At 69.4% G+C, this 13,419-nt stretch carries 9 protein-coding genes; 5 read left to right on the top strand and 4 right to left on the bottom strand.

What is annotated here, in order from left to right:
• The first annotated feature begins 27 nt into the window (after positions 1–27).
• From VFK57_16265 to VFK57_16245, 5 genes are all read left to right on the top strand, one after another.
• Positions 28–1,971, top strand: coding sequence for a molybdopterin-dependent oxidoreductase (locus tag VFK57_16265; GenBank protein HET7697269.1), 1,944 nt, complete (start codon positions 28–30; stop codon positions 1,969–1,971).
• Positions 1,972–3,855, top strand: coding sequence for an NAD(P)H-dependent oxidoreductase subunit E (locus VFK57_16260; GenBank protein HET7697268.1), 1,884 nt, complete (start codon positions 1,972–1,974; stop codon positions 3,853–3,855).
• Complete coding sequence (locus tag VFK57_16255) at positions 3,852–4,754, top strand: 2Fe-2S iron-sulfur cluster-binding protein (GenBank protein HET7697267.1); 903 nt, start codon at positions 3,852–3,854, stop codon at positions 4,752–4,754. The genes VFK57_16260 and VFK57_16255 overlap by 4 nt, the downstream gene beginning before the upstream one ends.
• Positions 4,755–4,769: 15 nt before the next feature.
• Positions 4,770–6,449: a formate--tetrahydrofolate ligase gene (locus VFK57_16250; GenBank protein HET7697266.1), complete on the top strand. Its 1,680-nt coding sequence runs from the start codon at positions 4,770–4,772 to the stop codon at positions 6,447–6,449.
• Between the two features lie 140 nt (positions 6,450–6,589).
• Positions 6,590–7,297, top strand: a complete 708-nt coding sequence (locus VFK57_16245) for a transposase (GenBank protein HET7697265.1) — start codon at positions 6,590–6,592, stop codon at positions 7,295–7,297.
• Positions 7,298–7,337: 40 nt separating this feature from the next.
• On the opposite strand, the gene VFK57_16240 is transcribed toward VFK57_16245, so the two are convergent.
• The 4 genes from VFK57_16240 to VFK57_16225 form a co-directional block, all read right to left on the bottom strand.
• Positions 7,338–8,792: an FAD-binding oxidoreductase gene (locus VFK57_16240; GenBank protein ID HET7697264.1), complete on the bottom strand. Its 1,455-nt coding sequence runs from the start codon at positions 8,790–8,792 to the stop codon at positions 7,338–7,340.
• Positions 8,793–8,801: 9 nt separating this feature from the next.
• Positions 8,802–9,521: a hypothetical protein gene (locus tag VFK57_16235; protein ID HET7697263.1), complete on the bottom strand. Its 720-nt coding sequence runs from the start codon at positions 9,519–9,521 to the stop codon at positions 8,802–8,804.
• A gap of 165 nt (positions 9,522–9,686) precedes the next feature.
• Positions 9,687–11,987, bottom strand: a complete 2,301-nt coding sequence (locus VFK57_16230; protein ID HET7697262.1) for a cbb3-type cytochrome c oxidase subunit I — start codon at positions 11,985–11,987, stop codon at positions 9,687–9,689.
• Between the two features lie 3 nt (positions 11,988–11,990).
• Positions 11,991–13,406, bottom strand: coding sequence for a creatininase family protein (locus tag VFK57_16225; protein HET7697261.1), 1,416 nt, complete (start codon positions 13,404–13,406; stop codon positions 11,991–11,993).
• Positions 13,407–13,419: the final 13 nt, after the last annotated feature.

The following is a 13,419-nucleotide window of genomic DNA, read 5'->3' as shown; positions in this document are numbered from 1 at the left end:
GCTAGCACCCGGCGGTAAACTACGGACATGAAAAAGGGCCGTCCGTCCAGGTCGTATTCCCGCCTGACCGAACCCCTGATTCGCGTGAACGGCGCGCTCGTGCCCGCCTCCTGGGACGCGGCGCTGGATCGCGCGGCCGAGGGTTTTCGCCGCAACCTCGATGCGCGCGGTGCGAACGCGCTCGGCATCTTCAGCTGCTCGAAGTCCACCAACGAGGTGAACTTCCTGGCGCAGAAGCTGGCCCGCGTCGCGTTCGGCACCAACAACATCGACAGCTGCAACCGGACATGACACGCCCCTAGCGTCGTCGGTCTGGCGACGGTGTTCGGCGCGGGCGGGGGGACGAGCTCCTACCGCGAGGTCGAGGAGACGGAGGTGGTGCTCCTGTGGGGATCGAACGCCCGCGCGGCGCATCCCATCTGGTTTCACCACCTGCTGAAGGGGATCCGGAACGGCGCGCGGCTGTACGTGATCGATCCGCGGCGCACCGCCTCGGCGCAGTGGGCCGACGTGTGGATGGGGCTGAACGTCGGCAGCGACATCGCGCTCGCCAACACCATGGCGCGCGAGATCATTCATGCCGGCCTCGCGCATGACGGCTTCATCGCCAACGGCACCTCGGGGTTCGACGCCTATCGCGAAGCGGTCGAGTCCTACACGCTCGAGTTCGGCGAGCGGGCGACCGGCGTGCCCGCCGACGTCATACGCGAAGCCGCCCACGCCTACGCGCGCGCCGACAAGGCGATGATCTGCTGGACGCTGGGGATTACCGAGCATCACAACGCCGTCGACAACGTGCTCGCGCTGATCAACCTGGCGCTGCTCACCGGCCACGTGGGCCGCTGGGGCTCGGGATGCAATCCGCTGCGTGGGCAGAACAACGTCCAGGGCGGCGGCGACATGGGCGCCATCCCCAACAAGCTGCCGGGCTTTCAGGACATCGAGCTGGACGCCGCGGCGCGCGCGCGCATCGGGGCGATGTGGAAGACGACGATTCAGCCCACATACGGCATGAATCTCACCCAGATGCTGCAGGCGATGTCGCGCCGTGAGCTGACGGCGCTCTACGTGATCGGCGAGAACCCGGCGCAGTCGGACGCCGACGCCCACCACGTCGAGCAGTCGCTCGCCGGCCTCGACCATCTCGTGGTGCAGGAGATCTTCCTGACCCGGACGGCGGAATTCGCCCACGTCGTGCTGCCTGCCGCCGCGACGTGGTGTGAAGGGGAAGGCACGGTCACCAACAGCGAGCGCCGCGTGCAGCGGGTGCGCAAGGCCACCGATCCGCCGCCCGGCGCACGAGACGAGTTGTGGATCATCTCGCAGCTTGCGCGGCGCCTCGGCCACGACTGGGGAGAGCCGACGGCCGAACAGGTGTGGAACGAGTTCAGGGTGGTGGCGCCCCATTTCGCCGGCGGCATGAGCTACGCGCGCCTGGAGGCGCTGCACGGAATCCAGTGGCCCTGTCCCGACGAATCGCATCCGGGGGAGACGTTCCTGCACGGCCGCCTGTGGCAGGTGCCGTGCGCCGGACGGCCCGCGCCGTTCAGCGTCGTCCATCACGACCCGCCGGTGGAGCAGCCGGATGCCGAGTTCCCGCTGCTGCTCACGACCGGCCGCCGCCTCGAGTCGTACAACACCGGCGTGCAGACGAGCGGATACGATTCGCCGCTGCACTTCGGCGAGACGCTCGACATCTCACCCGAGGACGCGGCGCGGCTCGGCATTGGCGACGGCATGCCGGTGGCGGTGATCTCCCGCCGCGGCCGCGTCACCGCGCCGGCCCGGATCGACGGCGGCCTGCGCGCGGGGATGGTGTTCATGACGCTGCACTTCCCCGACGACGTGGCGACGAATCGGCTGACCATCGACGTGTCGGATCCGAAGTCGGGCACCGCGGAGTTCAAGGCCTGCGCCGTGCGCGTCGAGCCGGCGCCGGCGCACGATCTGGCGGCCCGAGGTGTGATCTAGATGGATATCCGTCCTGTCGACGCGACGGCCACGACGGACGAGCGCGCGGCGGTGAACGCGCTGCTCGGCCCGCCGCAGTCGGCCTGGGACGGCGGCCCTCGCGGCAACCCGCGCGACGCGCACGTGGCGGCCGTGGGCGGCCGCGATACGCGCGCGCGCCGGCACCTGCTGCTGCCGGCGCTCCGCGCGTTGCAATCGCGCGTCGGCTGGATCAGCGAGGGCGGCCTCGGGTACGTCTGCGATCGGCTCAACGTCCCGCCCGCCGACGCGTGGGGCGTGGCGACGTTTTACGCGCTGCTGTTCACCGCGCCCACCCCGCGGCGCATCGTCCACGTCTGCGACGACATCGCGTGCAAGGCCCGCGGCGCCGACGCGGTGACCTCAGCGCTCGAACGTGCGGTCGGGCCTCCGCTTGGACATGCCTCGCATTCCGCACGCACCGCGCCGCATGATGCGGCGGCCCTCGCTCCCCGAGCGTCCGGCTGGATGCGGTCGCCGTGCCTCGGCAGGTGCGACCGCGCGCCGGCGGCGTTCGTCGCCGCGGCCGGCGAGCGTCCCTACGAAGCGCTGATCGGGGACGCCACCGCGGATCGTGTGCAGGCGTTGCTGAACGGCGCGGACGCCGGCTTCCCCCAGGGAACCGTGGTGAGACAACCGGTCGAGCAGTTGCGTCTGCTGCGCCGCGTCGGGCGCGTCGACCCGGCGAGCATCGACGCGTACCGCGCCGATGGCGGATTTGCGGCGCTCGAGAAGGCGCGTGGCATCGGCGCCGCCGCCGTGATCGCCGAAGTCACTGCGGCGGGCCTGCTCGGCCGCGGCGGCGCGGCGTTTCCGACCGGACGCAAATGGGAAGCGGTCCGCAGCGAGCCGGCGACGCCTCACTATCTGATCTGCAATGCCGACGAATCGGAGCCGGGCACGTTCAAGGATCGCGTCCTCATGGAGGAAGATCCGTTCGCGATCGTCGAAGCGATGGCCATCGCCGCGTTCGCGACGGGCTGCGAGCGCGGCTACGTCTACGTCCGCGGCGAGTACCCGCTCGCCGCCGCGCGTCTGCAGCACGCCATCGACGCGGCGCGTGTCGCCGGGCTGCTCGGCACGCTCGACATCGAGATCCGCCGCGGCGCCGGCGCTTACATCTGCGGCGAAGAGACCGCGATCTTCGAGTCGATCGAAGGCCGGCGCGGCGAGCCGCGCAACAAGCCGCCGTTTCCGGTGCAGGCCGGCCTGTTCGGCAAGCCGACCGTCGTCAACAACGTCGAGACGCTGGCCAACGTGCCGCACATCCTGCTCGGCGGCGCCGCCGCCTTTGCCGCGGTCGGCACCGCTGCCTCGGCGGGCACGCGTCTGTTCTGTCTCTCCGGGAACGTCGAGCATCCCGGCGTGTACGAAGCGCCGTACGGCGTCACGCTGCGCGCGCTGATCGATCTGGCCGGCGGACTTGCGCCCGGACGAACGCTGCGCGCGGTGCTGCTCGGCGGCGCGGCGGGCTCCTTCGTGCGGCCCGAGGACGTCGATCTCCGCCTGACGCACGAAGACACGCGCGCGGCGGGGACCACGCTCGGATCGGGAGTGGTGATGGTGCTGGACGACAGCGTCGATCTGCGCGCCCTCGTGCTCCGCATCGCGTCGTTCTTCCGCGATGAATCGTGCGGCCAGTGCGTGCCGTGCCGTGTCGGCACGATCCGGCAGGAAGAGGCGCTGCACCGGCTGAGCGCGGCGCCTGGAGGCCGCCTCCCGGCGGAGGAGTTGGTGCTGCTCGACGACGTCGGCGCCGCCATGCGCGATGCGTCGATCTGCGGGCTGGGACAGACCGCGTACTCGGCGATCGAGTCGGCGATCAAGCGTCTCCATCTCTTCGATGGATCGGGAGCGCCGCGATGAGCGAACCGATCACGCTCCGGCCCATCGGTCCGCCGCCGCGTCCGCAGCCGCCGGCCGTGACGCTCACGATCGACGGCCGTCACGTGACGGTGCCGGCCGGGTCCACCATCCTGGCCGCCTGTCAGGCCAGCGGCATCGCCATTCCGACGCTCTGTTTTCTCGAAACGCTGAAGCCGGTGAACGTCTGCCGCCTGTGCGTCGTGGAAGTGGAGGGGGCGCGCGTGCTCGCACCCAGCTGCTCCCGCGCCGTCGAGGCCGGCATGGTGGTGAAGACGCGCTCCCCGCGCGTCGTCCTGGCGCGGCGTGTCGTGCTCGAACTGCTCGCGTCCTCTGTCGATCTGTCGACCGCACCTGGGCTCGCCGAGCTGCTGTCGGAGTACGAGTGCCGTCCGGAGCGCTTCGGCGCGGCGGCGGCGACCGTCGCGCAGCCGGTGAAGATCGACAACGATCTCTACGTCCGCGACTACAGCAAGTGCGTGCTCTGCTACAAGTGCGTCGAGGCGTGCGGGCCGGATCACCAGAACACCTTCGCGATCGCCGTCGCGGGCCGTGGATTCGGCGCCGGGATTGCGACCGAGTTCGACGCCCCGCTGCCCGACTCGGCCTGTGTCTACTGCGGCAACTGCATCGCCGTGTGTCCCACCGGCGCGTTGATGGCCAGCCGCGAGTTCGATCTGCGCCGCAGCGGCGAGTGGGAGCCGTCGCGCCAGACGACGACCGATACCATCTGTCCATACTGCGGCGTCGGCTGCACGCTGACGCTGCACGTGCAGGACGGGGAGATCGTCAAGGCCACGTCGCCGCTCGACAACTCGATTACCGCCGGTAATCTCTGCATCAAGGGGCGGTTTGGCTGGAGCTTCGTCTCGCCCCCCGCGCGATCGACCGGCGCCGAGTGAGACATCCGGAGACACATGCCGCTGAGCGTTCCCTCCGACATTGAAATCGCCAACAACGTCACGCCCCGTCCGATCGTGGACGTGGCGCGCGATCTCGGGCTCGGCCCGGACGACATCGAGCAGTACGGCAGGCACAAGGCCAAGCTGCCGCTCGACGTCGCCGCGCAGCCGGCGAGAGGCCGGCTGGTGCTGGTCACGGCGATCAGTCCCACGCCGGCGGGCGAGGGCAAGAGCACGGTGTCGGTCGGGCTGTCGCAGGCCCTGCGGCGCCTCGGCGTCAACGCCGTCCTCTGCATGCGCGAGCCGAGTCTCGGGCCGGTATTCGGCGTCAAGGGGGGCGCCGCCGGCGGCGGCTACTCGCAGGTGATTCCCATGGCGGACATCAACCTGCACTTCACCGGTGATTTCCACGCCATCGCGAGTGCGCACGGGCTGTTGTCGGCGATGCTCGACAACCATCTGCAGCAGGGGAACCCGCTCGGCATCGACACCCGCCGCATCAGCTGGCCGCGCACCATCGACATGAACGACCGTGCTTTGCGGCACGCGATCATCGGCCTCGGCGGCGCCGCCAACGGCGTCGTCCGCGAAGAGCGGTGGGTGATCATTCCGGCGAGCGAGGTGATGGCGATCCTCGCGCTGGCGACGAGCCGCGAGGATCTCGAACACCGTCTCGGCCGGATCATCGTGGGTGCGAGCCAGGGACCGCTGCGCTCGCCCGTGCGCGCGCAGGATCTCAAGGCATCCGGGGCGATGGCGATGCTGTTGAAGGACGCGCTGGCGCCCAATCTGGTGCAGACGCTCGAAGGCGGTCCGGCGATTCTCCACGCCGGCCCGTTCGGCAACATCGCGCACGGGTGCAACAGCATCCTCGCCACCCGCGCCGGTCTGGCGCTCGGCGACGTCGTCATCACCGAAGCCGGGTTCGGGTCCGATCTCGGTGCGGAGAAGTTCTTCGACATCAAGTGCCGTGTCGGCGGCCTCAATCCGGAGGCGGCGGTGCTGGTTGCGACCGTGCGGTCGCTGAAGATGCAGGGCGGCGCGGACAAGCGCGCGTTGACCGTCGGCGATCTCGTGGCGCTCGAGCGCGGGCTGCCGCATCTCGATCATCACATCGCCAACGTCCGGCAGTTCGGCGTCCCGGTGGTGGTGGCGATCAACCGGTTCATCGCCGACACCGAGGCGGAGCTGCAGATGGTGCACGATCACGCGGCGCGGCTCGGCGCGACGGTCGTGCTCTGCGAGGTGTGGGAGAAGGGGGGCGCCGGCGGCGAGGCGCTGGCGCGGGAGGTGCTCGCGCTGCTCGACGGGCGCACCGCGAAGTACGCGCCCATCTACGACGTGACGCAGCCGGTGAGGGAGAAGATCGACACCATCGTCCGCCGGGTCTACGGCGGCGACGGCGTGGACTACACGCCCGGCGCCGAGCGCGCGATCGACCATCTCGAGAGCATCGGTCTGCACGACACGCCGGTGTGTATGGCCAAGACGCAGTATTCGCTGACCGACGATCCGTCCCGCCTCGGCCGCCCCCGCGGCTTCCGCATCACGGTGAGTGAAGTCTACGGCTCCGCGGGAGCCGGCTTCGTGGTGGCGAAGACCGGCGACATCATGACGATGCCCGGCCTGCCGAAGGTCCCCGCCGCCGAGGGCATGTCGGTGACCCCCGAAGGCCACATCGTCGGCCTGTCCTGAAAAAGGGGACAGTCCCCATTCTTCCGCCGCCGTTTTTCGCGCCGTTTCAGCCGCCCGCGGGAAAAGGGGACAGTCCCCTTTCGTGCGCGGCGTTTCAGCCGCCTCGCCGAGTCGGCACAGTTGTTGAGATCGGGCGCGGCATGCCTCGGCATCCTCGCGTTTCGCCGGACGGGTACGCTCAACACGTCCTGAATCGCGGGGATCATCGCGAGACGCTCTTCTTCAAGTCCGGAGACTTTCGGGCGTTTCTCAGGCTCGTCGCCGACGCGCAGCGGAGAGTCGGCATGCGCATCCTCGGGTATTGCATCATGCGCAACCACTTTCACCTGGTCGTCTGGCCGCACGCGGGCGAGGACCTCCCCGTTTTCATGCAACTGCTGATGAATCTGCACATTAACCATTACCTGCGGCATTACAGGCCCGCCAGCCCGGGCCACATCTACCAGGGGCGGTATACGAATGCGATCGTCCAGGCCGACCATCATCTCTTGCGCGTGCTGCGGTACGTCGAGGCCAACGCACGATCCGCGGGCCTGGTGCGTCGAGCCGAGGACTACATGTGGTCCAGCGCATCACCGCATGCCCGCGATCCTGGTCGCCCGGAGTTGTCAGATGGACCGGTACCCAAGCCGGCCGACTGGTTGACCTACGTGAACGCGCGGCAAACGGCCAAGGAAACGAGCGCGATTCGGGAGTCGGCAAGCCGGGGCGCACCCTACGGCGCGCCGAAGTGGGTAACGCGAATTGCCGATCGATTCGACCTGACCCATACCCTGCGAAAACCTGGCAGGCCAACCGGTTGCGCGCCAGAGCCGATCGTCTCCGCCACCGACCCCGTCGTCCAATAGTCAACTGGCGTTCACAAAAAAAGGGGACTGTCCCCGTTTCTCAGGCGCGGGGGAAGATCACGCCGGGCGCGAGCTTCCAGTCGGGATCCAGCGCGCGCTTGATGGCGCGCATCTGGTCGATGCCGTCCTCCCCATACAGGCCGCGCAACAGCGCCTGCTTGACCGGATTGCGCCCGACGCCGTGCTCGGCGAGCGGACAGCCGCCAAGCCGCGCCGCTTCGCGCCCGAAGAACAGGATGGCGTCCTTGCCCCGCTCGACGTCTTCATACGACCGCGGCAGGACGTTGGGATGGACGTTGCCGTCGGAGATGTGCCCCCACACGGCGAAGTCGAGTCCGCGCGATCCGAACCCGTCGCGGTAGATCCGCATCATCTCGCCGAACCGCTCGAACGGCACGATCATGTCGGCCGCGGTCTTGGCGATCCGCGGGTCGATCGTCTGCTGCGCGCGGCCGACGCGCTGATTGACCCCGGCGGGCACCGCCTCGCGGAGCGCGATCAGCTGTTCGGCGCGCCGGACCTGGCCCGGCAGCGCCATCTCGGTCGCGTCGAACACTCCGTGCGCGTGGAGCAGCCGGCAGACGCGGCCGAGCGCCGTGTCGCCGCCGCCGAGCGAATCTTCGATCTGCGAGAACGCCTCCGCTGCCGTGGTGCCCGGCGGCAGCTCGAGCTGGACCAGCAGCGCCAGATCCGTCCCGGACGGCACGCGGACGTCACAGCGGCGATCCGCGCCGTCCTCGTGCAGGATCTCCAGGCAGCGTCGATCGACGTGCTCGATCGCGGCGACCGCCGGCTCACGGCGGAGATCCGCGACGAGCGCCAGCGCCTCCCGCTCCGAAGGGCACGGCACGAACGCGAGCGCGGACGTGGGCATCGGCGACAGCGTGCGAAACGTCACCGTGGTGATGACGCCGAGCGTTCCTTCCGAGCCGATGAAGAGATCGATCAGATCCATGTCGGGCGCAGAAAAGTAGCCCGCCGACACCTTCACCACGTCCGGCATCCGGTACGTGGGCAGCGGCACCAGCGCCGCGGCGCGCGCGCCGCCGCGGCGAACGTCGAGCTGCGTGCCGTCTGCCAGAACGACCGTGAGCGCCTGCACCCACGGCCGCACCGGCCCATGGCGGAACGTTGCGGCGCCCGCCGCATTGGTCGCGACGATTCCGCCGGCAAACGCGCCGGTGAACGTCGGCGCCGGGGGGAACCACGCTCCTTCGCGGGCCAGCGCTTCCTGCATCGCGGCGACGGACACGCCCGCCTCGACGCGAATGCGGCCCGGACCGATCTCCAGGATGCGGTTCAGCTTTTCAGTGGAGAGCAGGACCTCGCCCATCGGCGTCGCGCCGCCGGTGAGCGATGACTGCGCCCCGACCGCGAGCAGCGTCCGCGCGCCGCGCACGATCGCAGGGACCTCGACGGGCGAGCGCGGAATCGCGATCGCGGCGGCATGACCGCCGGGAAAATGCGCGGCATCCGACAGGTACTTCGCGTCCATGCCGCGCGCTCACCCGCCGGCGCCCGACGCCAGCCATCGGTCGAATGCCTCCGGCGCTTCGACGACAATCGCTCCGCGCATCCGGTAATGCCCGAGGCCGCACAACTGCGAGCACGCGATGTCGAACTTCCCCTCGAGCGTCGGCGTGAACCAGACCGGGACCATCATGCCCGGTATCGCGTCCTGCTTCACCCGCATGGCCGGCACACCGAAGCTGTGGATCACGTCGCGCGCGGACAGCTGCACGACGACGCTGCGCCCGAGCGGCAGGTGCATCTCGTTGATCGTCACGACGTCGTCCGCGGCGTGCATCGACGCGCGATCCAGCCCGGACGGATTCTCGGCGCCGATCAGCGACGGCTCGATGCGGCCGAACTCGCCGTCCGCGCCGGGATAGTGGATGAGCCACGAGAACTGCTGCGCGACGACCCGCACGACCACGGCATTCCCGGCCGGTGGGTTCACCAGCGCCGCCCAGGCGGGAATCGAGAACGCGGCGAGCAACAGCACTTCTGCGGCCGCCACGCCTGCCTCGCTCCAGGTGGACCAGCGCCCGCGCGCGCCGCCGTGCACGGCGCTGGGCTGCCGCGAGCGCCGGAACCGAACCAGCACGTAGACGAAATAGATGCTCCATCCGACGAACACCACCGCCATGAGGATGTGCACCAGCGTGGTGATGCGATCGAGCTGCGCCGCCTGCGCCGACGCCTGAACCGGCAGCCCGAACATTAGCGTGCCCCCTTTCGGGCGCGCCGCGACAGACGGACGAAGAACGCGCCGAACGCGGCGAGCATCCCGCAGGTGACGCCGGCCATCACGATCACGCCGATACGCGCGGCGTCCAGCATCGGAGCGTCGGCAGCGCCGAAGCACACGGCACACGCGAGAACCGGATCAGGCCACATAGAACAGCACCAGCAGGATCACCCAGACGGCGTCCACGAAGTACCAATACAGGCGCGTCGCTTCGACGCGGTTGACGACGCGCGCGGCATCGCCGACCCACGTGTCGGTCGCGGTGACGAGGAGGCGCACGTTGGCCAGCACGCCCGCCGCCACGTGGAGCGCATGCACGCCGGTCAGCAGAAAGAATGTCGCCGCCTGCGTGCTGCTCGAGGGACGGAAGCCGAACTCGCCGAGATCCAGATACTCGAGCAGCGTGTACGGCACGAACAGCAGCGGCAGCAGCACCGCCGCAACCATCCAGCGGCGGAACGCCGCGATCCGCCGCTCTCGCGCCATCCGCAGCGCCGCCGCGAACGCGGCGGTCCCGCCGAAGAGCAGCAGCGTGATGACCGCCGCTGCCCGGGAGTGGCCCGCCAGCGGGAGCCACGGCTGGAGCGACCCCGCGCGCAGCATGAAATACGCAGAGAACAGGCCGCCGAAGAGCATCGCCTCCGACGCCAGGAACAGCCATACCCCGAGCTGAACGTTGTTCGAACCGGTGTCCTCGCGGCGCGCGACCGTGTAGTCCGGAGGGGCGGCATGAGGCAGGCGGCGCGGCGGGTCTTCACTCGCCTCGTGCTGCAGGACGAAGTCGGCCGCTGCGCCCGGCACGCTGTACTCGTAGGCGCCGCGGCGGACGATCGGGACGGCGGCGAAGTTGCCGTGCGGCGGCGGCGTCGCCGCGGACCACTCGAGCGTCGTCGCCTGCCACGGATTCTCGGCGGCGCGCCGTCCGCGCCAGAGCGTCCACGCGAGATTGAACAGGAACAGCAGCTGCACCAGGCCCAGCGCCCACGCCGCCCAGCCCTGCATCACGTTCCACTTCTGCAGTCCCGCGGCGTGCGCGTAGCCGATGCCCCCGTCGTACAAGCGGCGGTTCACGCCGGCGAGTCCCTGGATGAACATCGGCATGAAGATCGCGTTCATGCAGATGAACGATCCGGCGAAATGAAGCCGGCCGAGACGCTCGTCGAGCATCTTCCCGGTCACTTTCGGAAACCAGTAATACACGCCGGCGAACAGCGCGAAGATCGTCCCCGGCGCGACGATGTAGTGGAAGTGGCCGACGACGTAGTAGGTGTCGTGCAGGTGGACGTCGCTCGCGGCCAGTCCCAGCGGCAGACCGGTCAGCCCGCCGAGGCCGAACATCGGCAGGAAGGCGAGCGCGAAGAGCATCGGCGTGTTGAACCGGATCGACCCGCCCCACAGCGACATCAGCAGCGAGGTCAGGATCACCACCGACGGGATCGACACGATCATCGTCGTCGTCTGGAAGAACGCGCTCATCGCCGTTCCCATCCCGGTGAGGAACATGTGGTGGGCCCACACCAGCATCGACATGAAGCCGAGGAAGATCGCCGCCCAGACCATCAGGCGGTAGCCCCACAGCGGCTTGCGGATGTTGTTGGCGATCACTTCGGCGACGATGCCCATCGCCGGCAGGATCAGGACGTACACCTCCGGATGCGCGAGGAACCAGAACAGGTGCTGCCACAGCAGCGGGTTGCCGCCGCCCGCGGCGGCGAGCGGCTTCTGCCCGACGACCAGGCCGCTCGGCAGGAAGAAGCTCGATCCGCCGACGCGATCCATCAGCTGCATCAGTCCGGCCGCTTCCAGCGGCGGGAAGGCGAGCAGCAGCAGAAAGGCGGTCACCAGCTGCGCCCAGACCAGGAACGGCAGGCGCATGAACGTCAGTCCGGGCGCGCGCATCTGGACGATGGTCACGATGATGTTGATCGAGCCGAAGAGCGACGAGGTGATCAGCAGCAGCATGCCGCCGAGCCACCAGGTCTGGCCCATCGTGGCGAAGTCTGCCAGCGGCGGATACGACGTCCAGCCGCTGTTCGGCGCGCCGCCGGGGACGAAGAAGCTCGCCATCATGACGATGCCGCCGGCGAGATAGGTCCAGTAGCTGAGCATGTTCAGCCGCGGGAACGCCATGTCCGACGCGCCGACCTGCAGCGGCACGAGGTAGTTGCCGAACCCGCCGACGGCGAGCGGCACGACGCCGAGGAAGATCATGATCGTGCCGTGCATCGCGCCGAGCTGGTTGTAGAACTCGGGCAGCATGATGCCGTTCGCCGTGTTCTGCGCGCCGAGCAGACCGCCGATGAGCGGTATCGGCTGCATCGGATACGCGAGCTGCCAGCGGAGCAGCATCATCAGCGCGAAGCCCACGAGCAGGAACACCATGCTCGTGACGGCATACTGCAGGCCGATGATCTTGTGATCGAGTGAGAACCAGCGCACGCGCTAGTGGCCTCCGCCTCCGCGGCGGGGCAGGAACCCCGGCTGCGTCAGAGTGGTCGGCGCCGGCTCCCCGTCCGGGGGATTGATGGTGTAGCGCCACGCCTGGATCTGCCAGGTCGAGTCGGCGCGCACGAGCACGAGCGTGCACCAGCCGGCGTGAAGCCGGTTGGGCCCGAGTCCGCGCCGCTGCGACGCCGCCGACGGCGTCTGATCGAACCGCAGCTCCCACTTGCCGTCGGCGATCGCGGCGCCCCCCGGCAGGCAGCGGACATCGGTGAGCTGCACCGGATGATTCGAGCCGCGGTAGTCGCGATTCCTGAACAGCTCGAGCCGGTTCTGGAACAGCACCTGCTGGCCGCGCTCGATGGTGCCGTCGGGATGCCGCATGTCGCCGTCCGCGGTGAAGAGCCGCGAAATCGCTTCGGCGTCGAGCTGCCGCCAGAGATAGCTGAATCGCTCGCCGACGCCGCGAATCGTCCGTTCCTCGCCTGCCGTGCAGCCGTTCGGCATTCTCTCTTCGACCGGGCGCTGCGGCTGCGGCCGCGCCGCGAGCGGCGCCGCGGTCGCGGCCGGTCTTGCGATCGGCAGCCGCGCGGTGCGGATGGATTCGATGTCTTCGATCGCGCCGGCGACCAGCGCGTCCAGATACAGCTGTCCCTGCTCGCTCGAGGCGAGCGTCGGATCGCCGACGACGCCGGAGGTGGAATAGAGCCCGGCTCCGTCCTTCTGGCGGGTGAGCGCTCCGCTTCCCGCGCCATACTCGCGGACGGCTCTTGCCATGTCGACGGACGGTGCGTCGACGGCGAGCATCATCGACGTCATCGCCTCGTCGGCGTGGAATCCGCCGCGTGCCCGCGCCTGCCGGCGGAGCACGCGCGCGGCGCCAAGGTGGTAGCGCATATCCGTATAGCCCAGCAGGATGCCGTCCGCCGCCAGCGTGTCCGCCGCGTCCTTCAAGGGGAACATCGTCGACGCACCGGTATTGAGCACGTAGAACCGTCTCGGTCCGTACTTCGCCAGGGTGCGCACGATCTCGACCGTCATGTCGCGCGAGGTGTTCTGCGACAGGGAAGTGGACCCGGGGTACTCGAGGAACGCGGGATAAAAATGATACGTGAGCGGCGGGGCGATCACAACCGAGGCTGCCGCTTGAACTCTGCCGGCGAGATGGCGCACCAGACGCTCCTCGCTGTTCAGCCGCAGATGCGGTCCCTGCTGCACCGCCCCGGCGCCCACCGGCAGGACCACGACGGCTGCAGGCGTCAAGAGCTTCTCCGCCTCCGGCCATGTCACGTCGGCGAGCGCTGCACCGGGCGGCCGCGCCGGCTGCCTCGCCGGCTGCGGCTGCTGCCCCTGCGCCGCCGCCATCGCGATCGCGACCACGCATGCCACGCCGAACCTGGCAATCGCCTGCCGCATCTTCGACCTCCTC

This window comes from Vicinamibacterales bacterium, from assembly GCA_035699745.1.
Taxonomy (GTDB): Bacteria; Acidobacteriota; Vicinamibacteria; order Vicinamibacterales; family 2-12-FULL-66-21; genus JAICSD01.
The sequence above is the reverse complement of the archived record's forward strand: the minus strand, read 5'-3'. Positions and strand labels throughout refer to the sequence as shown.

Coding starts and splice junctions, on each gene's coding strand:
- VFK57_16260 (HET7697268.1), top strand. CDS start 1,972: ATGGATATCCGTCCTGTCGACGCGACGGCCACGACGGACGAGCGCGCG.
- VFK57_16250 (HET7697266.1), top strand. CDS start 4,770: ATGCCGCTGAGCGTTCCCTCCGACATTGAAATCGCCAACAACGTCACG.
- VFK57_16225 (HET7697261.1), bottom strand. CDS start 13,406: ATGCGGCAGGCGATTGCCAGGTTCGGCGTGGCATGCGTGGTCGCGATC.
- VFK57_16235 (HET7697263.1), bottom strand. CDS start 9,521: ATGTTCGGGCTGCCGGTTCAGGCGTCGGCGCAGGCGGCGCAGCTCGAT.
- VFK57_16245 (HET7697265.1), top strand. CDS start 6,590: ATGCCTCGGCATCCTCGCGTTTCGCCGGACGGGTACGCTCAACACGTC.
- VFK57_16255 (HET7697267.1), top strand. CDS start 3,852: ATGAGCGAACCGATCACGCTCCGGCCCATCGGTCCGCCGCCGCGTCCG.
- VFK57_16240 (HET7697264.1), bottom strand. CDS start 8,792: ATGGACGCGAAGTACCTGTCGGATGCCGCGCATTTTCCCGGCGGTCAT.